The 26,141-nt window shown below is 65.7% G+C and carries 19 protein-coding genes; 8 read left to right on the forward strand and 11 right to left on the reverse strand.

Features of this window, described 5'->3' with window-relative positions; translation table 11 throughout:
* Positions 1-130: 130 nt before the first annotated feature.
* The 3 genes from NFH97_RS05805 to prfB form a co-directional block, all read right to left on the reverse strand.
* Positions 131-517: a hypothetical protein gene (locus tag NFH97_RS05805; protein WP_045991311.1), complete on the reverse strand. Its 387-nt coding sequence runs from the start codon at positions 515-517 to the stop codon at positions 131-133.
* A 159-nt stretch (positions 518-676) separates the two neighbouring features.
* A complete protein-coding gene (lysS, locus tag NFH97_RS05810) occupies positions 677-2,206 on the reverse strand; it encodes a lysine--tRNA ligase (protein WP_124804943.1) in 1,530 nt (509 codons plus the stop codon).
* Positions 2,207-2,356: 150 nt separating this feature from the next.
* Positions 2,357-3,455 (reverse strand): peptide chain release factor 2 gene (gene prfB / locus NFH97_RS05815; protein ID WP_197037043.1). Its coding sequence is split into 2 segments (ribosomal slippage): positions 2,357-3,379 and positions 3,381-3,455, totalling 1,098 coding nucleotides; the frame shifts between segments, so codons are not numbered across the junction.
* 386 nt (positions 3,456-3,841) lie between these two features.
* Here prfB and NFH97_RS05820 point away from each other — a divergent pair.
* From NFH97_RS05820 to NFH97_RS05840, 5 genes are all read left to right on the forward strand, one after another.
* Positions 3,842-5,473 carry a peptide ABC transporter substrate-binding protein gene (locus tag NFH97_RS05820; RefSeq protein WP_045991314.1) on the forward strand — a complete coding sequence of 544 codons (1,632 nt, stop codon included), beginning with the start codon at positions 3,842-3,844 and terminating at the stop codon, positions 5,471-5,473.
* 120 nt (positions 5,474-5,593) lie between these two features.
* The gene (locus tag NFH97_RS05825) at positions 5,594-7,207 is read left to right on the forward strand and encodes a peptide ABC transporter substrate-binding protein (RefSeq protein ID WP_349624548.1); all 1,614 of its coding nucleotides are present in this window, start codon (positions 5,594-5,596) and stop codon (positions 7,205-7,207) included.
* 75 nt (positions 7,208-7,282) lie between these two features.
* Complete coding sequence (oppB, locus tag NFH97_RS05830; RefSeq protein WP_045991315.1) at positions 7,283-8,209, forward strand: oligopeptide ABC transporter permease OppB; 927 nt, start codon at positions 7,283-7,285, stop codon at positions 8,207-8,209.
* Between the two features lie 9 nt (positions 8,210-8,218).
* The gene (locus NFH97_RS05835; RefSeq protein ID WP_045991316.1) at positions 8,219-9,103 is read left to right on the forward strand and encodes an ABC transporter permease; all 885 of its coding nucleotides are present in this window, start codon (positions 8,219-8,221) and stop codon (positions 9,101-9,103) included.
* Between the two features lie 20 nt (positions 9,104-9,123).
* The gene (locus NFH97_RS05840) at positions 9,124-10,758 is read left to right on the forward strand and encodes an ABC transporter ATP-binding protein (RefSeq protein WP_108131209.1); all 1,635 of its coding nucleotides are present in this window, start codon (positions 9,124-9,126) and stop codon (positions 10,756-10,758) included.
* 104 nt (positions 10,759-10,862) lie between these two features.
* Here NFH97_RS05840 and NFH97_RS05845 read toward each other — a convergent pair whose 3' ends face one another.
* From NFH97_RS05845 to NFH97_RS05855, 3 genes are all read right to left on the reverse strand, one after another.
* Entirely contained in the window at positions 10,863-11,909 is a 1,047-nt protein-coding gene (locus tag NFH97_RS05845) for an MBL fold metallo-hydrolase (RefSeq protein ID WP_108131208.1), read from the reverse strand.
* 47 nt (positions 11,910-11,956) lie between these two features.
* Entirely contained in the window at positions 11,957-13,891 is a 1,935-nt protein-coding gene (locus NFH97_RS05850) for a TonB-dependent receptor domain-containing protein (protein ID WP_222515704.1), read from the reverse strand.
* Between the two features lie 364 nt (positions 13,892-14,255).
* On the reverse strand, positions 14,256-15,584 hold the full coding sequence (locus tag NFH97_RS05855; RefSeq protein WP_308812410.1) for an OmpP1/FadL family transporter: 1,329 nt from the start codon (positions 15,582-15,584) through the stop codon (positions 14,256-14,258).
* Between the two features lie 394 nt (positions 15,585-15,978).
* On the opposite strand from NFH97_RS05855, the gene NFH97_RS05860 reads away from it, so the two are divergent.
* The 3 genes from NFH97_RS05860 (at position 15,979) to NFH97_RS05870 (ending at position 19,657) form a co-directional block, all read left to right on the forward strand.
* Complete coding sequence (locus tag NFH97_RS05860) at positions 15,979-16,428, forward strand: MerR family transcriptional regulator (protein ID WP_045991319.1); 450 nt, start codon at positions 15,979-15,981, stop codon at positions 16,426-16,428.
* Entirely contained in the window at positions 16,425-19,106 is a 2,682-nt protein-coding gene (locus NFH97_RS05865) for a heavy metal translocating P-type ATPase (RefSeq protein WP_349624549.1), read from the forward strand. The genes NFH97_RS05860 and NFH97_RS05865 overlap by 4 nt, the downstream gene beginning before the upstream one ends.
* A gap of 95 nt (positions 19,107-19,201) precedes the next feature.
* A complete protein-coding gene (locus NFH97_RS05870) occupies positions 19,202-19,657 on the forward strand; it encodes a VOC family protein (protein ID WP_349624550.1) in 456 nt (151 codons plus the stop codon).
* Between the two features lie 159 nt (positions 19,658-19,816).
* On the opposite strand, the gene recJ is transcribed toward NFH97_RS05870, so the two are convergent.
* The 5 genes from recJ to NFH97_RS05895 all read right to left on the reverse strand — a co-directional run bounded on the left by recJ (position 19,817) and on the right by NFH97_RS05895 (position 26,139).
* Positions 19,817-21,628 (reverse strand): single-stranded-DNA-specific exonuclease RecJ, encoded by a 1,812-nt coding sequence (gene recJ, locus NFH97_RS05875; RefSeq protein ID WP_253555207.1) that lies wholly within the window; start codon positions 21,626-21,628, stop codon positions 19,817-19,819.
* A 131-nt stretch (positions 21,629-21,759) separates the two neighbouring features.
* A complete protein-coding gene (locus tag NFH97_RS05880) occupies positions 21,760-22,377 on the reverse strand; it encodes a glutathione S-transferase family protein (protein ID WP_287163305.1) in 618 nt (205 codons plus the stop codon).
* 120 nt (positions 22,378-22,497) lie between these two features.
* Positions 22,498-23,889, reverse strand: a complete 1,392-nt coding sequence (gene thrC / locus NFH97_RS05885; RefSeq protein ID WP_287163306.1) for a threonine synthase — start codon at positions 23,887-23,889, stop codon at positions 22,498-22,500.
* A 91-nt stretch (positions 23,890-23,980) separates the two neighbouring features.
* Positions 23,981-25,297 carry a homoserine dehydrogenase gene (locus NFH97_RS05890; protein ID WP_045991328.1) on the reverse strand — a complete coding sequence of 439 codons (1,317 nt, stop codon included), beginning with the start codon at positions 25,295-25,297 and terminating at the stop codon, positions 23,981-23,983.
* A 104-nt stretch (positions 25,298-25,401) separates the two neighbouring features.
* Positions 25,402-26,139 (reverse strand): DsbC family protein, encoded by a 738-nt coding sequence (locus tag NFH97_RS05895; protein WP_045991329.1) that lies wholly within the window; start codon positions 26,137-26,139, stop codon positions 25,402-25,404.
* Positions 26,140-26,141 lie beyond the last annotated feature (2 nt).

A 26,141-nucleotide genomic window follows, 5' to 3' on the forward strand; every position in this document is an offset into this window, starting at 1 on the left:
TGTCTTGCATCGGGGTGGTCAGGCACAGGAGGTCATGCCGGCACGCAACGAGACCGGCCGTGGCCGGTCTCGTCGACACCTGCGGGGTACATCCGGCAGACACTGATCAGCGGCGGCAGGCCGCGCTGTTTCAGTCCTGCTCGAGGTCGGCCAGCAGTTCGTCGTCCACCTCGGAGATCTCAAGCGCAGCCTCGCCATCCAGATCGATCGCCAGATAGCTGTGCTCGACCTGCAAGAAGCGCTGGAACAGCTCCCAGTTCAGGGCCTCGGGCCACTGCCGTTCGTCCTCTTCCCAGGCGCGCAGTTCGTTCTCGAGCACCTCGAGATAGCGCTCGCGAACGAAGGCTTCCAGCGCCTCGGGGGTGTCCATCTCCGGGATCAGGTAGACCGTGCTTTCCCGGTCGACGTCGGCGAGCGTGAGGTCGTCATCGCCCATGGTCGGTTCCAGGGCATTGATCCAGTCAACAAAGTGCTGGGTGGGTCTGACGCTCAGGGCGGAGCGGTTGAGCAGTTTCATCGCGGTCTCCTCGACGTCGAATCGCAGCCATTATGGGTGCTAAGGGCCTCGCTTGCCAGCAAAAGCCCGGCCCCGCCGACAATCCATCGGCCCGACCCCGCCGACAATCCATCGACCCGACCACTGGGGACATTGTCCTCGGTGGCCAGGCCGAACGGCTCAGGCCTCGCCGGCTTCCGGGCGCATCGCCGGGAACAGCAGCACGTCGCGGATCGAGGGGCTGTCGGTGAACAGCATCACCAGGCGGTCGATACCGATGCCCTCGCCGGCGGTGGGCGGCAGGCCTACCTCGAGCGCGCGCACGTAGTCGGCGTCGTAGTACATCGCCTCCAGGTCACCGGCGTCCTTCTCGGCCGCCTGGGCGCGGAAGCGCTCGGCCTGGTCCTCGGCGTCATTGAGCTCGGAGAAGCCGTTGGCGATCTCACGGCCGCCGACGAAGAACTCGAAGCGGTCGGTGACGAAGGGATTGGCGTCGTTGCGCCGCGCCAGCGGGCTGACCTCGGCCGGATACTCGGTGATGAAGGTCGGCTGGTCCAGGCGCGCCTCGGCCACCTCCTCGAAGATCTCGGTCTGCAGCTTGCCGAGTCCCCAACCATCCTTGACCTTGATGCCGAGGCGCTCGGCCAGGGCACGGGCGGCGTCGAGGTCGTCGATGTCCGCGGCCTCGATGCCTTCGCCGTGAGCCAGGATCGCCTCGCGCAGGGTCATCCGCACGAACGGCTGGCCCAGGTCGTAGGTCGCTCCCTGGTAGTTCAGGGTGGTGGTGCCGAGCACCTTCTGGGCGATCTCGCGCAGCATCGCCTCGGTCAGATCCATCAGCGCCTGGTAGTCCACGTAGGCCCAGTAGAACTCGACCATGGTGAACTCGGGGTTGTGGCGGGTGGAGAGCCCTTCGTTACGGAAGTTGCGGTTGATCTCGAAGACCCGCTCGAAGCCCCCCACCACCAGGCGCTTCAGGTAAAGCTCTGGCGCGATACGCAGGTACATGTCGATGTCCAGCGCATTGTGGTGGGTGATGAAGGGACGCGCCGTGGCGCCGCCGGGGATCGGCTGCAGCATCGGCGTTTCCACCTCCATGAAGCCGCGATCCTCGAAGAAGCGGCGCATGGCGCTGATGATGCCGGCACGGGTCTCGAACACCCGGCGCGAGTCCGGGTTCATGATCAGGTCGACATAGCGCTGGCGGTAACGCGCTTCCATGTCGGTGAGGCCGTGGAACTTGTCGGGCAGCGGGCGCAGGCTCTTGGTCAGGAGCTTGGCCTCGCGCATCATCACGTACAGGTCGCCCTTGCCGGACTTGTGCACCGGGCCCTGGCCGGCCACGATGTCGCCGATGTCCCAGCCCTTGATGTCCTCGAGCAGGGCGGAATCCAGCCCCTTCTTGTCGACGTAGAGCTGGATCTGGCCGCTGACGTCCTGGATCACGATAAAGGGACCGCGCTTGCGCATGATGCGCCCGGCGACCGCGGCCTCACGGCCCAGCGACTCCAGCGCTTCCTTATCGTACTCACCGAGTTCCGCCTCGAGCTCGGCGGCCAGGCTGTCACGGCGAAAGTCGTTGGGGAAGGCGCTGCCGCCCTCGGCCTCGGCGCGCTCGCGACGAGCCGCCAGCTTGGCGCGGCGCTCCGCGATCAGGCGGTTCTCTTCGGCAACGGCGTCATTGGTGGAAGGCGTATCCTGGTTGGCCATGGCTACTCGTCTCTGTCACGGCAGGGAAGCCGCCACGGCGGTTCCCCGAACGGCCCCGGCACGGGACCCATGAATGGTGGTGGCGAAACGCCCCGGGGCCACTTGGCTCCCGGGGCGAGGTCGCGACGCGGTGGGCTTGGCGACGGTCGCTTAAAGCCCCTGCTTGAGGCTCGCGACGATGTACTGGTCAAGATCGCCGTCGAGCACCTTGTCGCAGTTGCTCGACTGCACGCCGGTGCGCAGGTCCTTGATGCGCTGGTCGTCCAGCACATAGGAGCGGATCTGGCTGCCCCAGCCAATGTCGGCCTTGGAGTCCTCGGCCTCCTGCTTGGCGGCATTGCGCTTCTGCATTTCCAGCTCCCACAGCTTCGCCTTCAACTGCTTCATGGCGAAGTCGCGGTTGGCGTGCTGGCTGCGCTGGCTCTGGCACGACACCACCACGCCGGACGGCTCGTGGGTGATCCGCACCGCCGAGTCGGTGGTGTTGACGTGCTGACCACCGGCGCCGCTGGAGCGGTAGGTGTCGACGCGCAGATCCGCCGGATTGATCTCGACCTCGAAGCTGTCGTCGATCTCCGGCGACAGGAACACCGAGGCAAAGGAGGTGTGGCGGCGGCCGCCGGAGTCGAACGGACTCTTGCGCACCAGACGATGCACCCCGGTCTCGGTGCGCAGCCAGCCGAAGGCGTACTCGCCCTGGACGTGCACCGTGGCCGACTTGATCCCGGCCACTTCACCGGCCGACAGCTCGATGATCTCGGCCTTGAAACCGTGGGACTCGGCCCAGCGCAGATACATGCGCAGCAGCATGTTGGCCCAGTCCTGGGCCTCGGTACCGCCGGAGCCCGCCTGGATGTCGAGATAGGCGCTGTTCTCGTCCATCTCGCCGGAGAACATGCGCCGGAACTCGAGCTTCTCGAGGTTGGCCTGCATCGAGGCCAGTTCCTTCTCGACCTCGGCCACGGTGGCCTCATCGTCTTCCATCTCGGCCAGCTCCAGCAGGTCGCGGCTGTCGCCGAGGCCCTGGTCCAGCTCGTCGATGGTGGCGACCACCAGCTCCAGCGAGGCACGTTCCTTGCCGAGCTTCTGGGCGTAGTCGGGGTCGTTCCAGACCGCCGGGTCCTCGAGCTCGCGAGTGACTTCCTCTAGCCGATCTTTCTTTTCGGCATAGTCAAAGATACCCCCTCAGGACGTCTGTCCGCTCAGACAGGTCCTTGATGAGGTTGTGAATCGGGTTGGTTTCCAACATGAAGTTCGCCTTTTGTCGTCCCTCGCCGGGTGCCGGCGTGCGCTCGCGATGCGCCGGTGGCGATGGGCCAGTTGCGATGATCGTCGGCCAGGCCGCGATAAAGGGGATGCATTGTAGCCAAAACGTCTAACCCCGTCATCCTGCTCCTGCCATCGAGCCCCCTTGCCACAAGGGCTCCCACGGGGCTATCGACGAAACGCAAGACGTCATGAAAATTTTCGTCTGGACAGCACCGGAGCCACGGCGCGATGGTCGATATCGACTAAGCGGGCTTAGCCGGTGTCGCACGCCTTGTGCGGCCTTCCCACAATGGCCGTGGTCGCAGCGAACCGCGCTGCCAACGGCCCGGCCCGCGACAACAATGCCAACACGAACAAGGAACTGACATGATCGCGAACCGTGCTCGCTGGGCCCGCCGCCTGGCGCTGGCCTCCGGCCTGACCCTGTCCTCGCTGGCGGCCGCCATCAGCGCACCGGCCATGGCCGAGACCCTCGATCTTGGCGTCACCGGCGAACTCGCCTCCTTCGACACCTCCCAGATCTCTGGCGGCGTGTGGGAGTCCCAGATCCTGATGGACGTTTACGAGGGCCTGGTCAAGAACGCCCCGGACGGCGAGATCCTGCCCGGCATGGCCACCGACTGGGAGGTCTCCGAGGACGGCAAGACCTACACCTTCAGCCTGCGCGAGGATGCCCGCTGGTCCGACGGCGAGCCTGTCACCGCCGAGGACTTCGTGTTCGGCTGGCGCCACCTGCTGGACCCGGCCAACGCCTCCAAGTACGCCTATATGCTCTATCCGGTGGTCAACGCCAGGGAGGTCAACACCGGCGAGCTGCCCCTGGAGGAGCTTGGCGTAGAAAGCCGCGACGAAGGCCGCACCTTCGTGGTCCAGCTGACTCAACCGACGCCCTACTTCCTGCAGCTGCTGACCCACTACACCGGCTACCCCCAGCCACAGCACACCTTCGAGGAGTACGGCCGGGACTACGTGGATCTCGACAACATTGTCACCAACGGTGCCTTCACCCCCACCGAGTGGATCTCCCAGTCGCGCATCACCGTGGTCAAGAATCCCGAGTACTACGAGGCCGACCAGGTGGCGCTGGACGGCGTGCGCTACCACACCATCGAGGATCGCAACGCCGGCGTCTCGCGCTTTCGCGCGGGCGAGCTGGACATCATGACCGAGTACTCCTCGAGCATGTACCCGCTGTTGAAGGAAGAGATCCCCGAGGCCACCCACATGGCCACCTACCTCGGCAGCTACTACTACGTGTTCAACCACCGCGACGGTCATCCCACCGCCGACCCCAGGGTGCGCGAGGCGCTCAACATGGCGGTGCGCCGCGACGTCATCGCTCAGCAGATCATGGGCGGCACCTTCCAGAAATCGCTGTCCTTCGTGCCTGACGGCATCGATCACTACCAGGTGCAGAACACCAGCTTCGAAGACGCCGACGGCAATGACATCACCGATGACATGAACGCCCGCATGGCCCGCGCCAAGCAATTGCTGGAAGAGGCCGGCTACAGCCAGGAGTCACCGCTCGAACTGCGCCTGCGCTACAACACCACCGACGAGCACAAGAAGATCGCGGTGGCGGTGTCGTCCATGTGGCGCCCGCTGGGTGTCGAGGTGGAGCTGGTCAATGCCGAGGCCACGGTGCACTACCAGACCATCGCCGAGGGAGACTTCGACGTGGCCCGGGCCGGCTGGATCGCCGACTACAACGACGCCGAGAACTTTCTGGCGCTGCTGCGCTCCGGCGTCGGCAACAACTATGGCGCCTACGCCAACGAGGAGTTCGACGCCCTCTACGACCAGGCCGCTGCCACCCTGGACTTAGATGAGCGCAAGGCCGTCATGGAAAGCGCCGAGGCCCTGGCCATGGACGACGACGCCCTGATCCCGATGCTCTACTACGTCTCGCGCAACCTGGTGAACCCGAAGATCAGCGGCTGGGAAGACAACATCGAGGACGATCACCCGTCTCGCTGGATCTCCTTCGACGAGTAGCAGCGCTGGGACTTGTAAACAGCAGCGCTGGGCTATCTTCAAGGACTCGCTTCAAGGACTCGCCTCCACCAGGAGGCGAGTCCCCTACCGATGCTCTGCCTACCCCACAAGGACTTCACTATGGTCTCCATGGACGCCTTTCGTCCGCTGGCACTTGCCGGCCTGATGGCAACGACAAGCCTCGGACTCTGTCTGCCCGCTGCCGACGCCCAGGCCGCCACCCTGCAGGTCGGCAACGGCGCCGAACCCAGCACCCTGGATCCGCAGAAGGTCAACGGCAACTGGGAGAGCCGGATCACCCGCCAACTGTTCGATCGTCTGATCAACTACGGCCCCGACGGCGCGCTGGTGCCGGGCCTGGCCGAATCCTGGGAGCTGTCCGACGACGGTCGGGTCATCACCTTCCGGCTGCGCGAGTCGCAGTGGTCCGACGGCGAGCCAATCACCGCCGACGACGCCGTCTTCGCCCTGCGACGCCTGGTGACGCCGGCCACCGCCAACCACAACGCCAATCTCTACTACCCCATCATCAACGCCCGGGCGATCAACACCGGCGCGGCCGAACCCGAGAGCCTCGGCGTCACCGCTCTGGATTCCCACACCCTGGAAATCCGGCTGTCCGAGCCCACCGCCTACTTTCTTCAGGCCATGGCAATGACCGAGGCCGCACCTCTGCCCCGCCACCTGCTCACCAGCGACGTCGAGGACTGGACCCGGCCAGGCACCCTGGTGGCCAGTGGACCCTTCGTGCTCACCGACTGGAAGCCCCAGGACAAGGTCGAGGTGGCGCGCAACCCTCGCTACTACGCCGTCGATGAGGTGGCACTGGAGGGTGTCGACTTCCACGCCATCGAGGACACCTCGGCGCTGATGAACCGTTTTCGCTCAGGCGAGCTCGACATCGCCTACGGTGCGGTGCCTTCCGCGCGCTTCGAGTGGGCCCAGGAGAACCTGGGCGAGTCGCTGCGCGTCGGGCCGCTGATCGGCAGCTACTTCTATATGCTCAACCTGCGTGAAGGCACGCCGCTCAGCGATGAGCGGGTGCGCGAGGCGCTGAACCTGGCGCTCGACCGCGAGGTGATCACCGAGCGCCTGCTGGGCATGGGCCAGACGCCGTCCTACTGGTTTGTGCCCCGCACCATCGCCTCGCCTACCTCGGCAAGCCTCGACTTCCATGATCAGGACATGGACAGCCGCCGGGCCAGGGCCCGGGAGCTGCTGGATCAGGCCGGCTACGGGCCGGATCGACCGCTTGAACTTGAGCTGTCCTACAACACCCTGGAAGACCACAAGAAGATCGCCGTGGCCATCGCCGCCATGTGGCGCCCGCTGGGGGTGGAGATCGAGCTGGTCAACCGCGAGGCGGCGGTGCACTTCGCCGGCCTGCGCCAGGGCGACTTCGAGATCGCCCGCTACGGCTTCGTGGCCACGGTCAACGACCCCTACGACTTCCTCAACGCCTACGCCGCGGGAGGCTCGGCGGCGGCCAGCACCGGCTACGCGGACCCCGAGTACGACGCCCTGGTCGAGGCCAGCACCCATGAGCTCGACGCGGACCGACGCGCCGCGCTGATGAGCGAGGCCGAGCAGCGCCTGCTGGAAGCCGACGTGATGCTGCCGATCTACGACTACGTGGTCGTCAACCTGGTCTCGCCGGACGTCAAGGGCTGGCAGCCCACGACGCTCGACGTGCATCCGCTGCGCTACGTGTCCGTGGACGCCGACGCGCCCTGACGATCACCCGCTCCAACCCCATCGCGGGCGCGGCCAGGGATGGCCCGCCCTCCATGTCAACCGAGGAACGGCGCCATGCTGAGCTACACCTTGAAACGCCTGGCCCAGGCCATACCGACGATGCTGATCGTCATCACCATCGCCTTCTTTCTGATGCGCATCGCCCCCGGCGGGCCCTTCGACGGCGAGCGCGCCCTGCCGCCGGAGATCGAGGCCAACCTGATGGCCGCCTACCACCTGGACGAACCGCTGTGGCAGCAGTACTTCCGCTACCTGGGCAACCTGGTCCAGGGCGACTTCGGGCCCTCGTTCAAGTACAAGGACTTCACCGTCACCGAGCTGATCATGCAGGGCTTCCCGGTAAGCCTGCAGATCGGCGGCCTGGCGATCCTGCTGGCGCTGGCGATCGGCCTGCCGCTGGGCATCATCGCCGCACTCAAGCGCAATACCGCCGTGGACTACACGGTGATGGGCACGGCGCTGGCCGGCATCGCGGTGCCCAACTTCGTGGTGGCGCCGGTGCTGGCGCTGGTGTTCGGGGTGCTGCTCGGCTGGCTGCCGGCGGGGGGCTGGAACGACGGCGCCCTGCCCAACCTGATCCTGCCGGTGATCGCGCTATCGATCCAGCAGATCGCCTACATCGCGCGGATGATGCGCGCCAGCATGATCGAGGTGATGGGCAGCCACTATATTCGCACCGCCCGAGCCAAGGGACTGACCGAGGCCGAGGTGGTCTGGCGCCACGCCCTGCGCCCCGCCCTGCTGCCGGTGACCTCCTACCTGGGCCCGGCCATCGCCGGCATCATCACCGGCTCCGTGGTGATCGAGCAGATCTTCGGCATCCCCGGCATCGGCCGCTACTTCGTCCAGGGCGCGCTCAACCGCGACTACACCCTGGTGATGGGCACGGTGGTGTTCTACGGCGCCCTGATCGTGTTGATGAACCTGATCGTGGACCTGATCTACTCGGCCCTTGATCCCCAAATCCGCTATGACGACTGAGGCGACGCCATGAGTACCGATTCCCTCGCCCCGACCGCCGCCCCCGTCGGCGACAGCCTCGGCCGCGACGCCTGGCGCCGGCTGAGCCAGAACCGCGCGGCCATGGCCAGCCTGTGGCTGCTCGGCCTGATGACCCTGGCCTGCTTTATCGGTCCCTGGCTGACCCCCTGGGGGCTGGCCGACGTCGACTGGAACGCCTTCGACGTGGGCCCGACCCTGGAAGGCGGCCACTGGCTCGGCACCGACGCCAACGGCCGCGACCTGCTGACCCGCACCCTCTATGGGGGCCAGGTGTCGCTGTCGGTGGCGCTGGTGGCGACCTTCGTCAGCCTGATCATCGGGGTGCTCTACGGCGCCGTGTCCGGCTATGTCGGCGGGCGCGTCGACAACCTGATGATGCGCTTCGTCGACATCATGTACTCGCTGCCGTTCATGTTCCTGGTGATCCTGCTGATGGTGGTGTTCGGCCGCAACATCTTCCTGATCTACGCCGCCATCGGCGCGGTGGAGTGGCTCGACATGGCGCGTATCGTGCGCGGCCAGACCCTGGCGCTCAAGCAGCGGGAGTTCGTCGAGGCGGCCCACGCCCTCGGCGTCAAGGACGGCAAGATCGTCACCCGCCACCTGATCCCCAACGCCATCGGCCCGGTGATCGTCTACGTCACCCTGACGGTGCCCAAGGTCATCCTGCTCGAGAGCTTCCTGTCGTTCCTCGGCCTCGGCGTGCAGGAGCCGCTGACCAGCTGGGGCGTGCTGATCTCCGAGGGTGCCGACATGATGCAGACCTCGCCCTGGATGCTGCTGGTGCCCTCGGTGTTCCTGGCGCTGACGCTGTTCTGCCTGAACTTCCTCGGCGACGGCCTCAGAGACGCCCTGGACCCCAAGACCCGCTGATCGACGACGGAGACGCGACCATGACCGACACACAACCCAAGAACCCCCGTCGTCCCGCCCGCGAGGCGCTGCTCGAGATCGAGGGGCTCAGCGTCAGCTTCGAGCTGCCCCACGGCACCGTCCAGGCGGTCAGGGACGTCAGCTTTGCCATCAATCCCGGCGAGACCCTGGCGCTGGTGGGCGAATCCGGCTCCGGCAAGTCGGTGACCTCCACCGCCGCCATGCGCCTGCTGCCGGAGCTCGCCCGGGCCGAGGGCGTCATCCGCTTCAAGGGCGAGGAACTGCTGGGTGCCACCGCCAAGCGCATGCGCCGGATTCGCGGTGGCAATATCGCCATGATCTTCCAGGAGCCGATGACCTCGCTCAATCCGCTGCACCGCATCGGCGACCAGATCAAGGAGGTGCTCGACCGCCACCAGAGCCTCAAGGGGCGCGCCGCCACCGCCAAGGCCATCGACCTGCTCGAGCAGGTCGGCATCCCCGAACCGGCAAGGCGGGTGTCGAGCTACCCCCACGAGCTGTCCGGCGGCCAGCGCCAGCGGGTGATGATCGCGATGGCCCTGGCCGGCGAGCCGGAGATGCTGATCGCCGACGAGCCCACCACCGCGCTGGACGTCACCGTCCAGGCCCAGATCCTCGAGCTGCTCAAGGACCTGCAACGCCGCTACGGCATGGCGATCCTGTTCATTACTCACGACCTGACCATCGTCAAGCACTTCGCCGACCGGGTCTGCGTGATGCGCCACGGCGAGCTGGTCGAGCAGGGTGAGACCCGGGAGGTCTTCGCCAACCCGCGCCACGAGTACACCCGCATGCTGATCGACGCCGAGCCACGCGGGCGCAAGGCGCCGGTGGCCGACAGCGAGCCCATGGTGCTCGAGGCCAAGGACATGCGCGTACGCTTCGCCCTCAAGAAGCGCCTGTTCGGTCCCAGCGAGTACTTCGAGGCGGTGCGTGGCATCGACGTCAGCATCCGTCGCGGCCAGACGGTGGGCATCGTCGGCGAATCGGGCTCCGGCAAGTCGACCCTGGGCCGCGCCCTGCTGAGGCTGCTCAAGAGCCAGGGCGAGATCCGCTTCCACGACACCCGCCTCGACGTGCTGGACAAGACCGCCATGCGGCCGATCCGCTCGAAGCTGCAGGTGGTGTTCCAGGACCCCTACGGCTCGCTGTCGCCGCGGCTGACCGTTGGCGACATCATCGGCGAAGGGCTCAAGGTCCACGCCCCGCACCTGTCCCGCGCCGAGCGCGAGGCCCAGGTGATGGCGGCGCTCAAGGAGGTGTCGCTGGATCCTTCGATGCGCAATCGCTACCCCCACGAGTTCTCCGGCGGCCAGCGCCAGCGGATCGCCATCGCCCGGGCGCTGGTGCTCAAGCCGGAGTTCCTGCTGCTCGACGAACCCACCTCAGCGTTGGACCGCTCGGTGCAGGTCACCGTCATCGACCTGCTGCGTGACCTGCAACAGAAACACGGCCTGACCTACCTGTTCATCAGCCACGACCTGGCGGTGGTGCGAGCGCTGGCCGACACCGTGCTGGTGATGAAGGACGGAGAGATAGTGGAACAGGGCAGCGCCGAGGCGCTGTTCGCCGCGCCGAAGACCGAATACACCCGCAAGCTGCTGGCCGCCGCCATGCTCGATCAGGTGGCCTAGGCCAAGCGATCTACGAGCTCTACCTACGTAACGTAACAGGCGCTGCTTGAGCAGCGCCTGTTGTGCGAAGGCAGCGGCCGCTGCTTTGGCTCGTATGAACGTCTCTACTCTGTCGGATGCTCGCCTGCGTAGACACGCTCGGCCTGGGCCAGCGAACAGCTCATCAAGAGGTCCAGGGCACCCAGCGCCTGGTCGCTGACGAAGGGATGGGGATCGCCGGCTTGCCGCTGCTCCAACGCCTCGATCCGCGCCAGGGTGTTGTCGCGGGTGGGATGGTTGGACAGGAAGACGTCCACGCCCTGCTGTTCAGAGATCGTCTTCATTCGTGAGGCGGAGGCCGAGTACTCCCGCAAGCGGGCCTCGTCCGGCCCGAAGTTGAAACCGGTACCGCCCCACAGCACCGCCCGATGGGTACTGTCGCCATCCTTCAGCGGAATCACCAGCGACAGCGTGCCGAGGGTATGGCCGGGGGTCACGTAGGCCTCGAGGGCGGTATCGCCAAGAGTCAGGGTGTCGCCGTCGGCGATGGTGATATCGCGCACTGGAGGCTCGCCCCAGCGGGGATTGTCGATGGCCAGCTCCGGCTGTTCGAGGGCGGTCCAGTCCGCATCGCTCATGACCACCTGGGCTCCGTAGTTGTCGACCAGGTACTGCTGACCACCGTAGTGATCACCGTGGGCGTGGGTCACCACCAGATAGGTGATGTCCTCGGGATCCAGGCCCAGATCCACCAGCCCCTGCTCGATAAACTTCTGCGCTTCCTCGTTGTTGTTGAGGGCATCGATCAGAATGATCCCCTCGTTGGTGGTCAGCGCCCAGCTGGCGACGCCGGGCGTGCCGACGTAGTAGAGATTGTCGAATACCTGGGTCGGCATCGGCTCGGCCGGGCCGCGCTGGCGCCGGTCATCGCGACTGGACTCACGACGCTCCCGCTCTGCCGCCTCGCCTTTCGGACGCTGGCCCGCCACCTTGAGCCTGGCCGACAGGTCACACAGGCTGGACAGCCCGGGGAAGGCCTGTCCGGCCGCCAGGCCCCGCTCAGCCAGCTGCTCGGCCAGCTGCTCGGGCAGCTGCTGGGGAGGTTCATCCACCGCCAGGGCGGTCTGACTCAGGGTGAGGCTTACCACGGCCCCTGCGATCATCGCTTTCATGGTCCTTCCTGTTCGCTGCTGTTCGTTTAGGTGGGTCGCTGCGCGCTTTAGAACTCCAGGTCGAGCCCGACCCAGTAGCGCCGTCCATCGTCCACATGACCGAAGTTATCGAACTCGATGTCCTTGTCGGTCAGATTGTAGATGCCGGAAAGCACACGGATCTGTCGTGTCGCCTGCCAGCTGAGCCCCGCGTCCCAGGTAGCGTAGGATGGGGCCCGGATGGAGGTGCTGCTGTTGCTTGAGAGGTTCACCGGCTGGCTTTCTTCGCCGCGGAAGGTAAAGCGCAGCCAGGGAACGAGGGCCTCGGTGGCCTGCCAGTTGACGGTGGTATTGAACAGGTGGCGAGGCACCTGGGTCAGCGGCTGACCCTCGTTGTCACCGCTCTTCTGTTCGGAATCGGTGTAGGTGTAGGAGGCCTGGGCCTGCCAGCGTTCGCCGATCGGCATCTGGACACCAGCCTCGATGCCCTTGGTGATGGCGTCATCGATATTGACGTTGGTGCGGGCGTCCGGGTCGCCGGCCGCCGCATCACCGCAGTCGCGATCGCCACAGGCGATGGTGGAGATCTTGTCATCGAAGTCGTTGTAGAACAGCGTCAGGCTGGCCTGAAGGCCGTTGGCGCCGTCATGGACCAGCCCCATCTCGTAGCTACGGGACTCTTCCGCGTCCAGATCCGGGTTGCCGTAGATATCGCCGCCCCGGCTCTCCTGGACCCAGTCGCCTGACAGCTCGCGCAGGTTGGGCGCGCGGAACCCGGTGGACATACCGCCCTTCAGGGTCCAGTCGGGCAGCAGGCTCCAGACACCGTAGAGTCTTGGGCTGTAGTGGTCGCCGAAGAACTCGTGATCGTCCATGCGCAGCCCGGCGGTCAACGAGAAGCTGTCGGTCAGATACCATTCGTCTTCGAGAAACAGCGCGTACTGGTAGACGGTGATCTCGTCGGTGCCTGCCAGGGCGTTGGTGGTGGTGTCCTCGAGTTTCTCGTCCTCCCAGGTGCCGCCGAAGGTCACGAAGTGGTCGCCCAGCGGCAGTACCCAGCGTGAATCCGCCACCGTATTGTGAATCTCGATATCGCGACCGACGTTGTCGGTTTCCTCCAGCTGCACGTAGGAATCCGAGGTCAGCAACCCCCAGTTGCCCTGGTGGGACAGCGCAACGGTCTTGTGTCGATTTTCGGTCTCGGCGTCGCTCGAACGCTCGGGCAGCGAGAATCCGGCACGACTGGTGCGATCCTGCTCTCGTCGACTGACATCAAGCGAAAGTGAGTGATCGGGCGTGGCCTCCAGCGACAGCCGCGCGGCCAGGTTGGAAAACTCGCGCTTGGCATAGCCGCGCTCGATCTTGTCCTCCTGGCGATGCTGGTACTGACCGGTCAGCTGCAACCCGAGGACGTCGTCGGCCAGCGGACCGGACACATACAGCTGATTGTTGAATTCGTTGCCGGAGTCACTGTCTTCCTGAATCGTCGCCTCGGTACGCAGTTGGGTGACCCAATCCTCCGCGACCTTGCGGGTGATGATGTTGATGACTCCACCGATGGCATCGGACCCGTACAGGGTCGACATGGGGCCGCGGATGACCTCGATACGCTCGATGGCGCTCAACGGTGGCAGCCAGTCCTTCTGGAAGCCGCCCCCGCCGCTCGGCTGGGATTCCCGCGAAGTCTGCCGGCGACCGTCTACCAGCCACAGGGTGTACTGCGCCGGCATGCCACGCAGGCTGACGTCTTCGCCATCGCCACCGCCGGTCACCACGACGCCGGGCACATCCTGTAGCGCATCGGTGATGTCCCGGTAGGCACGTTTTTCAAGCGATTCCCGGGTCACCACGCTGATCGAAGCCGGTGCCTCGGTCTGCGTCTGCTCATAGCCCGCAGCGGTAACGACGATATTGTCCAGGGCGAGATCCTGTTGCGCCTGAACAGACAGGGAAGCCGCCCCCAGGGGCAGAACAGACCAGCGAATCATCAAGCGAAGGGACATCCGGAGCACCAGGTTGTTGTATTGACCAAATACGATTGATTCGCAATGTTAACCAACCGGGATACGTCCAGACAGCGTTTAGCGATCAGAAAACCGGCAAACCGATGCAACGGGATGTTCGACAATAGTGGACTTCGCCGATTCGCGTGCTATCACCCTGACGGTGAAGCATCGCTGTTGTTACCCCCTGCCCTTCCAGAAAGGCCTCCACTTGCAACGCTGATATCTTCTCTTGGCATGGCTGGCTTCCACGAACGACAGCGCCCCCTCCTGGGAGGGGGCGCTGCGCAGGGTCTGACTATGTTCTAGCGGAAGCCAATATCGGTCGCCTGGACCGAGGTGGTGGCCGGTCAGAAGCGATAGGTCAGAAGCGATAGGTCAGCTGGGCACCGAAGGCCTGGGCGGTGTTTTCGAAGTCCGCCTCGTAGGTGCCGCGATTTTCCTCTTCCTGGGACAGCTCGGCGTCGGATTCGTGGATATAGGAGTAGGCCACGTCCACGGTCAGATCCGGGGTCGGGGTCCAGCCGGCACCCAGCGAGAAGATGATGCGATCATCAGACGGCACACGCACGCTGCGGTACTCGTCCTTGATCGGGGTCTCGTCGTAGGCGAGGCCAGTACGCAGCACCCACTGGGGGTTGAGCTGATAGGCGGTACCGATGGAGTACTGCCAGCTGTCCTCATAGTTCTGGGCCTCGACGATCTCGCGAACATCGTTCTCGACACGCAGCTCATCGAACTCGCTCCAGTTGGTCATGGCGGCGCCGGCCATCACCGTCCAGCGATCATTGAGCTCGTGGGTTACCGAGAAGTCCCACACCTCGGGCAGGGTGATCGACAGATCGGCGTCGACTTGCTGGCTCGCAGTGCCTACAGGGACTACGGGGCCGATACCAGCAACGACCGTCGGGTCACCCTGTCCACGTACATTGGTAAAGCGCGCCTTGCCTTCGAGGTCATACTCCACCTCAGAGTGGTAGGCGAAACCGAAGGTGGTGTGCTCCCAGGGCTTGTACATGGCGCCGAAGGTAAAGCCCCAGGCGTTATCGTCACCCTCGATGTCCACATCCCCTTCGCCTGCGACTCCGGTAGGAGTGAAGGCACCGGTTTGGTCAAAGAAGCCCACCGGGCCTCCCTGAGTATTGGCAGTCAGCTCACCATCGATCTGGTTGTAGGTCAGGCCAAAGCCGGCCGAGAACTGCTCGCTGAACTTCACCGAGATGGTCGGCTGAACGGTGACCACCTCGACCTTGCTGCGATCGCCGAAGAAACGGCCCTGGAACTGGCCTTCGTAGTCGGTGATCAGACCGAAGGGCGCGTAGACACCGAGGCCAAAGTGCAGGTTGTCGTTGATCGGCTGGACGTAGAAGCCGAAGGGAATAAAGGTGTCCGGCACCATATCGCCTTCGTTGGAGCCCGTGGCGCTGCCGTCGGCATTCTTGATGTCGGTGTCCACGGTCAGGAAGGCGGTACCGGCGGTGACCTGGGCACGATCGAGAAACGACATGCCGGCCGGGTTGCCGAACACGATGGTGGCGTCGGTCACGGTGGAGGCACGGCCCGCGTTGGAGGTGCCCTGGCCACTTACACCCTGCTCGTTGAGCTGAAAGGCGCCGGCCATCGCCTGGCCGGAAAGAGCAGCGGTGGCCACGGCAACCGCCAGGGTCAAAGGCTTGAAGTTGTTGTGCATCATGTCGGCGTCCTTATTATCAGCAAGCGTGTCGGCGTACTTGTTATGGCGTAGTGGTTATTGTGCAGTTGCGTCCGCACACTTGTCCGGGCGCAGTTCCTTTCGAGCACTCTTTGTAATTTGTTTGACCTGAATTGCTTGGCCCTGTCGACGGGCCTGCTCGCAGTGTTTGCGAAGGCGCCAAAGAGTTCAAGGCCAAACGTTCGTTTTAATGGCCAAATTACTCATACTTTGGTCAAAGAACATTTGCCAATTCAGTCATTTCAAAGACTTAGACAAGCTAAACAAAACGCTTCCTGCATACTTCAGGCGCCCTTGACCTTTGTGCAACACACAGGTTTTACACTATCCCCATCGTTCTCCCATGCGCAGCGCCGATGGGCGCCGAGGAGTGCACATGAAGGTCAGTGAACTGGCAAGAATCACCGGCGTGACCGCCGAGACGGTGCGCCACTACACCCGCGAGGGCCTGCTGGCGCCCGATCGAGACCCTGACAACGGCTATCACCTCTATGGCGACCGCGATCGCGAGCGTCTGGACTTTATCCAGCGCGCCCGAACCCTGGGATTCAGCCTGGCCGAGATTCGCGACATCCTGTCCCATGCCGATCAGGGGGATTCGCCCTGCCCCATGGTGCGCGACCTGCTGGCCGAACGGCTGCCGCAGATCCGCAGGCGCATCGCCGAGCTCGAGGCCCTGGCAGCGCGCATGGAAGACGCCATGCAGAGCTGGCAACACCTGCCCGACGGCGTGCCGGACGGACACAGCCTGTGCCGTCTGATCGAAAGCGTGCCGACGGCGTCCGTACCACAATCCGCCACGGCCAGACAGCGGGAGTCGTCATGAATCGCCTCGAGGAGCACCAATTTCAGGTGACCGGAATGTCCTGCCAGGGCTGCGTCGGGCGCATGCGCCGGGCCATCCAGGAGCACGACGCCGAAGCCCAGGTCGAAGGCGACCCCGGGAGCGGCACGCTGTCGGTTGCCTCATGCCTCGGCGCCGACGAATTAGCCGCCCTGCTGTCGCAAGCCGGCTACCCCACCGAGGCGAGTGCCACCGATGAGCAGATAGCCAGCGACAGCACGACCACGCCGCTAGCGCCCGCCGAGGCGCCATCGCCTCAGGAAGCGTCCTCAGCGTCGCCGCATAGAGAGACCTCAGCGTCGCTGCAAGAAGCGCCCTCAGCGCCTTCGCAGCGTCTGGCGATCCAGGGCATGACCTGCGCCGGCTGCGTGGCCAGTGTGCAAAAGGCGCTGGCCGCCACCTCAGGGGTCGAGCGCGCCGAGGTCAACTTCGCCTCCCATACCGCGCGGATCCACGGCGACGTCGACGCCGAGGCGCTGGTTCAAGCGGTGGAATCCGTGGGCTACGGCGCCGAACCCATCGTCGACCTGCGCCAGGCCGAACGCCAGCGTGCCGAACGCAACCAGCGCGAATACCGACGCAAGCTCAAGGGCAGCCTAGCCTCGCTGGCGCTGGCGGTTCCGCTGATGGTGATGATGCTGATCCATCACCCTGAGCCGACGGGTCTTGCCCGCCTTGGCTGGGGACTGGTGGGCCTGGCGACGCTGGCCGTGCTGGCGTTCCCGGGACGCGCCTTCTTCGTCGGCGCCTGGAAAGCGCTGCGTCACCACCAGGCCAACATGGATACCCTGATCGCACTGGGCACCGGCACCGCCTGGCTCTACTCCATGGCGGTGGTGGTGGCTGCCCCTTGGCTGCCACAGGCCGCCCGAGGGCTCTACTTCGAGGCCTCGAGCATGATCATCGGCCTGGTGTTGCTGGGCAAGGCGCTGGAACTGCGTGCCCAGGGCAGGACCTCGGACGCCCTGCATCGCCTGCTCGACCTGCAGAGCCAGAGCGCCCGAGTGGTACGTGAAGAGGGCGAGCTGGACCTGCCCATCGACGAGGTTCGCCAGGGCGATCTGATCCGGGTGCGGCCCGGCGAGCGCCTGCCCGTGGACGGTGAGGTAGTCGAAGGCGACAGCCATATCGACGAATCGATGCTCTCGGGTGAGCCCGCGCCGGTCGCCCGAGGCCCGGGCGACGAGGTCAGCGCCGGCACGGTCAACGGCCGGGGGTCGTTGGTGTTCCGCGCGACCCGCGTCGGTGCCGATACCCGACTGGGGCGCATCACCGAACAGGTAGCCAACGCCCAGGGCTCCAAGCCGCCCATCGGCAACCTGGCCGATCGCGTTTCGGCGGTGTTCGTGCCCAGTGTGATGATCATCGCCGTGCTCACCGCCCTGGCCTGGTACCACCTCGGCCCCGAGCCGCGGGTCATCCATATGCTGGTCACCGCCACCACGGTATTGATCATCGCCTGCCCCTGCGCACTGGGCCTGGCTACCCCGTTGTCGACCATGATCGGGGTGGGCAAGGCCGCCGAGCACGGCGTGCTGATACGCTCCGGCGAAGCGCTGCAGACCGCCAGTCGACTGACCACCCTGGTCGTGGACAAGACCGGCACCCTGACCGAGGGTCGCCCCCGGGTCACCGACTGCCGCTGGTTCGATGGCAAGGCCAGCACCAGCGACGACCGCACCCGGCTGCTGGGTCTGGTCGCGGCTATCGAGGCCCGTTCCGAACACCCCCTGGCCGAGGCCCTGGGCCGCTATACCCACGACCATGCCCATGCCGACGCCGGCACCAGCGACGAACCTGGCAACAACGCCTATAACATTTCTTCTACCACCAACAGCACCATCGAGGCCTTCGAAAGCCTGACCGGGCGCGGCGTGCGTGCCCGGGACGCCGAGGGACGCCGCCTGGCCATCGGCAATGCGGCGATGATGCAGGAAGAAGGCGTCACACTCGCTGACCATGAGCTCGACGACTGGCAGGCCCAGGCCCGCACCCTGGTCTATCTGTCGCTGGACGGCGTCCTGACGGCGGGCTTCGCCATCGAGGATCCGTTGCGCGAGGACAGCCTCGACGCGGTGGCGCGACTGCGGGCCGATGGCCTCAAGGTGGTGATGCTGACCGGCGACAATAGCGCCACCGCCCGTGCGATCGGGGAAGAGGTCGGCATCGATGAGGTCCACGCCGAGCTGTCGCCGGAGGACAAGCACGCCGAGATCGAGCGCCTTCAGGCCGAGGGCGAAGTCGTCGGCATGGTGGGCGACGGCATCAACGACGCCCCCGCCCTGGCCCGGGCCGACGTCGGCTTCGCCATCGGCCAGGGCACCGACGTGGCCATCGAAAGCGCCGGGGTGACGCTGATGCGCTCATCGCTTCACGGCGTCGCCGCCGCCATCGAGATCAGCCAGGCGACCCTGGCCAATATCCGCCAGAATCTGTGGGGCGCACTGGGCTACAACGCCCTGTGCATCCCCATCGCGGCCGGCCTTTTCTACCCGCTCACCGGCACCCTGCTGTCACCGATGATCGCTGGCGCCGCCATGTCGGCCTCGTCGATCACCGTGGTGGCCAACGCCAACCGGCTGCGACTCAAGCGCCTGCGCCCCCAGAACGCGCGAGCGCCACGCCCCGCCACCCCGCCATCGCAGGAGGTGCTGTCATGAGCATCGTGGTGACCCTGACGGGACTGGGATTGATCGGCCTGATTGTGTGGTGGTTCTGGCTATCCTGAAGAGACCGCCACGCCTAGGAGCGCCCCATGAGCAAGCCTTCCGAGAGTGACCTGGATTCGCCCCCCTGCCCCCGCCTCAGGTCGGTGCTGGAAACCGCCCTGTACGTGGCCGACATGGCGCGGGCGCGCGCCTTCTTCGAGGAGGTGATGGGGCTTGAGCCCTTCAACGCCGACCATCGCTTCACCGCCTACCAGGTCGGCCCTTCGGTGCTACTGCTGTTTCTCGAGGGCGAGACCCTGGAGACGGTGGTGCTGCCGGATGACATGGGCACCATCCCGCCCCACGACGGCCGCGGCTGGGTGCATATGGCGCTGGCCATCGACCGCAAGGAGCTCGGTGCCTGGGAGACGCGCCTCGGCGCCCACGGGGTCGAGATCGAGGGTCGTACCCACTGGCCCAAGGGCGGCGAGAGCCTGTACTTCCGCGACCCCGACGGCCACCTGCTGGAACTCGCCACCCCGGGCATCTGGCCGAACTATTGATAACAGCATCGACACTGTCGCGGGACGACTCGATCGGGCACGTCAGCCGAGCGGCCCCGTCGACAGGCCCAGTCGACGGGCTGGGTCGATGGGCTTATTCGACGGGCTTATTCGACGGGCTTATTCGACGGGCTTATTCGACGGGCCTAGTCGACCGGCTTATTCAACGGGCTCTGCGTGCTCCACCATCAGCTGCAGTGACTCGCGTCCGCGGAAGCGGTTGCGATTGAGCTTGTAGGCGCAGTGGAGGGTGGCGCCCACGTCGAAGTCCGGCAACTGGCCCGGGGTCAGGCAGCGAAACCAGATGGCCTTCAGGGTCAGTCCGCGACAGGACAGCTCCAGGGTCAGGTGACTGCCGTCACCCACCGGCTTGAGCCGCTCCACCAGAAAGCGCCCCTCGAACAGCGGCGCCTCGAACTCGCGGCCGAAGGGGCCAAGGCCCTCGATCTCGGCCAGGGTCTCGAGGCTTAGCTGATGCTCGCCGAGTTCACCGTCGGTGTAGAGCCTGGGCACCAGTTCCAGATCGCCGAGCTGTTCGCTGACCGCGGTGATCAGCGCCTGGCGGAAGTCGTCGAGACGTTCCTGTACCACGCCGACGCCAGCAGCGCCCCGGTGGCCGCCGAAACGCGTAAGCGCCTCGGGGGCCAGGTCGTGGGCGCGCTGCAGAGCATCGCGCAGGTGCAGCGCCTCCACCGAGCGTCCGGAGCCGGTCAGCATGCCGGCCTCTGCGGCGGGGGTCAGCACCAGGGTCGGCCGTCCGTAGGCCTGCACCAGGCGCGAGGCGACGATGCCCTGAACCCCCGGATGGCCGTTCTCCAGATAGACGATGACCACCGGCTCGTCGGCGTCCAGCGCCCGGCGGGCCAGCAGCCTGGCCTCGGCGACCATGTCGGCTTCGATGGCCTTGCGCGACTGGTTGTCGGCGTCCAGGGTCTCCAGGTGACGCCGCGCCACCCCGTCATCCCCGGCGAGCATGAAGTGAAGCGCCGCGTAGGGATCGTCGAGGCGCGAACGGGCGTTGATTCTCGGCCCCATCTGGAAGCCCAGGGTCTCGGCGTCGAAGGGCACGCTGTCGGCGCCCAGGCGCTCCGCCATTACCCGCCAGCAGGGCTCGCCCATGCGATTGATCAGCGCCAGACCGTGGCGCACCACCGCCCGGTTGATGGCGCTGCCACCCAGTGACACACAGTCGGCCACGGTGCCCAGCGCCACGTAGGACAGCCAGGGCGAGAGCTTGGGCGTGGACGGCGACAGTACCGCCTGTTCGATCAGTACCTGGCGGGTCAGCGACATCAACAGCCAGGCCACCATGCAGCCGGCGATGGTGGCGTCCGGGTAGTCGCAGTCGGCTCGGGTCGGATTGACCGTGGCATAGGCCGAGGGCGGCGGCCCTTCCTGGGGCAGAGCGTGGTGATCGCTGACCACCACGTCGATTCCCGCCGCCTTGAGCCTGGCGATACGCGCCTCGTCGCTGCTGCCGCAGTCGGCGGTAATCACCAGGCTGGGCCGCGGGGTCAGCTTCAGAGTGCGCTCCACCAGCGGCAGGCTGATGCCATAGCCGTCATGAATACGGTGACCGATCAGACTGTGCAGACGTGACTCTGGCACCCCGAACAGTTCGTTCAGGGTGCGCCGGATCACCACGTGGGAGGTGATGCCGTCCACGTCGTAATCGGTGAGGATGCCGATGTGCTCGCCCTCGGCCACCGCCTGGGCGATGCGCTCGGCCGCTCTCGGCGCATCGGCCAGACGCTCGGGATGGACCAGATGACGTAGACTCGGGTCGACCAGCGGGCCGAGTTCGCCCTGGTAGTCGGGCAGGCGTCCGGCCAGCAGCCGGGCCTGAAGCTCCGACAGCCCGGCCTCGAGTCCCTGCCGATACAGCCTTTCGTTGCGAGGACGCGGTTCGATACGCGGACGCGGCTCGGCATGCTCGCTCGAGCCGGCATTTGCCGGAGAAGAGTGGGACATCGGATTCTCTGGAAGGTTGAAGCGAGGCTGGCGCAGGAGGGTGTCGGGAACCGAGAAGGTCGGCGCAGATGGCGTGCTGACCGCCACCTGCGCCGACGCGATACCGGCGCGTCCAACGCAGCTGGATCGACTTAACTGATCGGCAGCATCACGTGTTCGCGATAGGCGCTGCGCTGGGTCAACTTCTCGTACCAGGCCTCGAGGTTCGGCAGGCTCGGGCGCTCGATATCCAGGGCGAACCACAGGTAGACGTAGGCCCCCAGCGGAATATCACCGATGCCGAATCCCTCGCCGGACAGCCAGGGCTGGCGGGCCAGCGCACCGTCGGCGATACGCAGGCTCTTCTCGAACCCGGCCAGGCCACGCTCGATGGCCGCATCGTCGCGGGTCTCGGGGGTGCCGCGCACCAGGTTCATGATCAGATCCCGATAGGGGCCCGCCAGACTGCCAAGCGCCCAGTCCATCCACATGCTGCAGCGCGCCCTGGCGCCGGCAGAGTCGGTCGCGAGCCGACCGTCACCGTGCACATCGGCCAGATAGCGGACGATGGTGTGGGATTCCCACAGCACCAGGTCGCCGTCCTCGAGACAGGGAATCAGGCCGTTGGGATTCTTGGCCAGGAATTCCGGCGTATCGAGCCCACCGAAGGGCCCTCCCAGATCGACCCGTTCGAGGTCGATCCCCAGCTCGATGGCACACCAGACGGGCTTCTTGACGTTGACCGAGTTGTTGCGTCCCCACAGCTTCATGGAAGTCTCCCTGTCGGGATGCCCGGCAGCGGGCACCCTTGGCAAAAACCGATGGATAAGAACCGATTGGCACAAAACCGAGCCGAACGCCGCAAGGCGCTCGGCCCCATGCCGAAGGCCTCAGCGACGACGATGTTCGGCGACGAAGGCCTGTACCGCTTCGAGTCTAGCCGGCAGCACCTCGTAGCGTTCCTCGCGCTCGAGCAGATCGTCCATATGTGGCGGTAGCGGCACACCCGGGAAGCCGGCCTTGACCACTGCCTCGGCAAACTTGGCCGGGTGGGCGGTGGCCAGGGTGATCATCGGCGTAGAGGCGTCCCTGCGCTCGCGCTCGGCGGCACGATAGCCGGTCGCGGTGTGGGGATCGAGGATCTCCTGGGTGCGGTGGTGGGCCTCGCGGATCACCTCGAGGATGGTGTCGTCATCCACGCTGTGGCTCGAGAAGACCTCGCGCAGCCGGCCCAGCGGGGCTTCGGCCAGCACCGTCGGCTCGTTCTGGAAGCGCCCGAGCAGCTCGTCCACGGCGCCGCCGTCGCGGTCGTAGGCTTCGAACAGCAGACGTTCGAAGTTGGACGACACCACGATGTCCATGGACGGCGCCAGGGTGGCCAGCAGCTCCTGCTTGGAGAAGTCGTTGTCGGCCAGGGTACGGTGGAGGATATCGTTGGCGTTGGTGGCGACGATGAACTGCTTCACCGGCAGCCCCATGCGGTAGGCCACGTAGCCGGCGAAGACGTTGCCGAAGTTGGCCGAGGGCACGCAGAAGCTGACCTGACGCTGGGGCGCACCCACCGCCACGGCGGAGGCCACGTAGTAGACCACCTGGGCCATGATCCGCGCCCAGTTGATCGAATTCACCGCCACCAGCCGAGCCCCATCGAGGAAGCTCTGGTCGGCGAAGCTGGCCTTGACCATGGCCTGGGCGTCGTCGAAGTTGCCTTCGATGGCGACGTTGAAGACGTTGTCGGCCAGTACCGTGGTCATCTGCCGGCGCTGTACCTCGGACACCCGGTTGTGGGGGTGCAGGATAAAGATGTCGAGGTTGTCACAGTGACGACAGCCCTCGATCGCCGCCGAGCCGGTGTCGCCGGACGTGGCGCCCATGATCACCGCGCGCTCGCCACGCTTCTTGAGGAAGTGATCGAGGATACGTCCGAGCAGCTGCAGGGCCACGTCCTTGAACGCCAGGGTCGGACCGTGGAACAGCTCGAGCAGGAAGTGGTTGGCGTCGAGCTGATTGAGCGGCACCACGGCGTCGTGACTGAAGGTCGCGTAGGCGTCCTTGACCAGGACACGGAAGGTGTCGTCGTCGATCTCGCCACCGACGAAGGGCTTCATCACCCGAAAGGCGATCTCGGCGTAGGACAGCCCGGCCATGTCGGCCAGGTCGTCGGCGCTCAGGTGAGGGAAGTCCTCGGGAACGTAGAGGCCACCGTCGGCGGCCATGCCGGTAAGGACGACTTCTTCGAAGGACAGCGCGGGCGCCTGCCCGCGGGTGCTGATATAGCGCATCTTGTGATTCCTTGCCGCCGCCCGGGGCGCGGCCTGAGATTCCAGCGAAGCGCCCGCGAAAGCGAGCCTGGGCCCGCTCCCGCAGGCATCATCAGTCCTGCTCGTCGAGGCTCTCGACGCGAATGCGGGTCACCGAGCCGGCGATGTCGGCCAGGGACTCGATGCGGCGAATGGCCTCGTTCATGTGCTTCTCGAGGGTACGGTGGGTCAGCAGGATGATCGGCACCAGTTCGCCCTCGGTGGCCTCCTTCTGGATCAGCGCCTCGATGGAGATACCCTCCTCGGAGAGGATGGTCGCCACCCGCGCCAGCACGCCGGGGCGGTCCACCGCCAGCAGGCGCAGGTAGTAGGCCGTGGTGATGTCTTCCATGGGCATGATCGGCAGCTCGTCACAGTCATCGGTGACGCCGCAGAAGGCCAGATAAGGCGTGCGATAGCGGTGCTCGGTGGAGATGTCGCGGGCCACGTCGAGCAGGTCGGCGACCACCGCCGAGGCGGTGGGCTCGTCGCCGGCGCCGGCACCGTAGTAGAGGGTCGGACCGACGGCGTCACCCATCACCGCGATGGCGTTCTTGACCCCGTGGACGCTGGCCAGGAGCCGCTCCTTGGGAATCAGCGTCGGATGGACGCGCAGTTCGAGGCCGTCACCGGTGCGCTTGGAGATGCCCAGGTGCTTGATGATGTAGCCCAGGTTATCCGCCTGCTCGACGTCCTCGGCGGTGACCCGTGAGATACCCTCGGTGTAGGCCTTCTCGAACTGCAGCGGCACACCGTAGGCGATGGACGCCAGGATGGTCAGCTTGTGGGCGGCGTCGATGCCTTCCACGTCGAAGGTCGGATCGGCCTCGGCGTAGCCCAGTGCCTGGGCCTCGGCGAGCACGTCCTCGAACGCCCGGCCCTCGTCGCGCATATGGGTCAGGATGTAGTTGCCGGTACCGTTGATAATACCCGCCACCCAGCTGATGCGGTTGGCACCCAGGCCCTCGCGCAGCGACTTGATTACCGGGATACCGCCGGCCACGGCGGCCTCGAAGGCCACGATCACGCCCTTTTCATGGGCCGCCTTGAAGATCTCGTTGCCGTGCACCGCGATCAGCGCCTTGTTGGCGGTGACCACGTGCTTGCCATTCTCGATGGCCATCATCACCAGCTCGCGGGCCACGTCGTAGCCGCCGATCAGCTCCACCACCACGTCGATGTCGGGGTTGGTCGCCACCTCGAAGACGTCCTTGGTGGTACGAATACCGGTAAGGTCACAGGCGGGATTGATGCTGCGATGGGCGACCTGCTCGATCACCAGCGGGCGACCGGCACGCCGAGCGATCTCGTCGGCGTTGCGCGTCAGTACATTGAAGGTGCCGCCACCGACGGTACCCAGCCCACAGATTCCCACTCTCACCGGTTTCAATGTCATTCTCCCTTCTCGACCGTCGCCGCAAGCGACGGCTGTGTCAGCGATTTGGCGAGGCCCGAGTCTGGCTCGGGCCTTCTCGATTGTGTTGTCGGACGGGCTTAGCCGTCGATACCGAGGCGTTCGGCCAGCCGTTCGGCGGGCACATAGCCCGGGACCATGGTGCCGTCGGGCAGGATGATCGCCGGCGTGCCCTGCACGCCCAGCTCCAGCCCCAGATGATACTGCCGCTCCACCGGATTGTCGCAGCTTGTGGCGCCGCTCGGAACCTCTCCACTCTTGGCGGCGGTCATCGCCTCGCTGGTATTGTCGGCGCACCACACCTGTTCGAGCTGGCGGGCGCCTTCGCTCTGCATGCCGCCACGCGGGAAGGCCAGGTAGTTGACCTGGATGCCCAGCTCGTTGAGGCGCGGCACTTCCTCGTGCAACTTGCGGCAATAAGGACAGGTGGTATCGGTGAAGACGTGGATGGTGGCCTTGGGCTCATCGACCCCGCGATAGACGATCTGCTCGGACTCGTCGATGGCCGCCACGCGGCTGGCGCGGCTGGCGTTGCGGCTCTGCTCGGACAGGTTGACCAGGCCGTCCTCGGCGTTCTGGTACAGATCCCCCACCAGGAAGTGGCTGCCGCTCTCGTTGGTGTAAAAGGACTCCCCGGTCTCCAGACGCACCTCGTAGATGCCGTCCATGGGGGTATCCAGCACCTGACTCACCGGCATCTTCTGGCCGTTCACCTCAAGCTCATTGAGCGCGGCGGGAGGGGCCGCCAGCGCACCGCTGGTCCACAGGGCAGCGGTGAGCAGAGCGGGCAGGGAAAGCACGAACAGAGGGCGTTTCATGG

Origin of the sequence: Halomonas sp. SCS19 (genome assembly GCF_040147015.1) — a bacterium.
GTDB classification, from domain to species: domain Bacteria; phylum Pseudomonadota; class Gammaproteobacteria; order Pseudomonadales; family Halomonadaceae; genus Halomonas; species Halomonas litopenaei.

Excerpts from the sequence above, each read along its gene's own strand:
- NFH97_RS05805 (WP_045991311.1), bottom strand. The coding sequence starts at position 517 with ATGAAACTGCTCAACCGCTCCGCCCTGAGCGTCAGACCCACCCAGCAC.
- lysS (WP_124804943.1), bottom strand. The coding sequence starts at position 2,206 with ATGGCCAACCAGGATACGCCTTCCACCAATGACGCCGTTGCCGAAGAG.
- NFH97_RS05820 (WP_045991314.1), top strand. The coding sequence starts at position 3,842 with ATGATCGCGAACCGTGCTCGCTGGGCCCGCCGCCTGGCGCTGGCCTCC.
- NFH97_RS05825 (WP_349624548.1), top strand. The coding sequence starts at position 5,594 with ATGGTCTCCATGGACGCCTTTCGTCCGCTGGCACTTGCCGGCCTGATG.
- oppB (WP_045991315.1), top strand. The coding sequence starts at position 7,283 with ATGCTGAGCTACACCTTGAAACGCCTGGCCCAGGCCATACCGACGATG.
- NFH97_RS05835 (WP_045991316.1), top strand. The coding sequence starts at position 8,219 with ATGAGTACCGATTCCCTCGCCCCGACCGCCGCCCCCGTCGGCGACAGC.
- NFH97_RS05840 (WP_108131209.1), top strand. The coding sequence starts at position 9,124 with ATGACCGACACACAACCCAAGAACCCCCGTCGTCCCGCCCGCGAGGCG.
- NFH97_RS05845 (WP_108131208.1), bottom strand. The coding sequence starts at position 11,909 with ATGAAAGCGATGATCGCAGGGGCCGTGGTAAGCCTCACCCTGAGTCAG.
- NFH97_RS05850 (WP_222515704.1), bottom strand. The coding sequence starts at position 13,891 with ATGTCCCTTCGCTTGATGATTCGCTGGTCTGTTCTGCCCCTGGGGGCG.
- NFH97_RS05855 (WP_308812410.1), bottom strand. The coding sequence starts at position 15,584 with ATGATGCACAACAACTTCAAGCCTTTGACCCTGGCGGTTGCCGTGGCC.
- NFH97_RS05860 (WP_045991319.1), top strand. The coding sequence starts at position 15,979 with ATGAAGGTCAGTGAACTGGCAAGAATCACCGGCGTGACCGCCGAGACG.
- NFH97_RS05865 (WP_349624549.1), top strand. The coding sequence starts at position 16,425 with ATGAATCGCCTCGAGGAGCACCAATTTCAGGTGACCGGAATGTCCTGC.
- NFH97_RS05870 (WP_349624550.1), top strand. The coding sequence starts at position 19,202 with ATGAGCAAGCCTTCCGAGAGTGACCTGGATTCGCCCCCCTGCCCCCGC.
- recJ (WP_253555207.1), bottom strand. The coding sequence starts at position 21,628 with ATGTCCCACTCTTCTCCGGCAAATGCCGGCTCGAGCGAGCATGCCGAG.
- NFH97_RS05880 (WP_287163305.1), bottom strand. The coding sequence starts at position 22,377 with ATGAAGCTGTGGGGACGCAACAACTCGGTCAACGTCAAGAAGCCCGTC.
- thrC (WP_287163306.1), bottom strand. The coding sequence starts at position 23,889 with ATGCGCTATATCAGCACCCGCGGGCAGGCGCCCGCGCTGTCCTTCGAA.
- NFH97_RS05895 (WP_045991329.1), bottom strand. The coding sequence starts at position 26,139 with ATGAAACGCCCTCTGTTCGTGCTTTCCCTGCCCGCTCTGCTCACCGCT.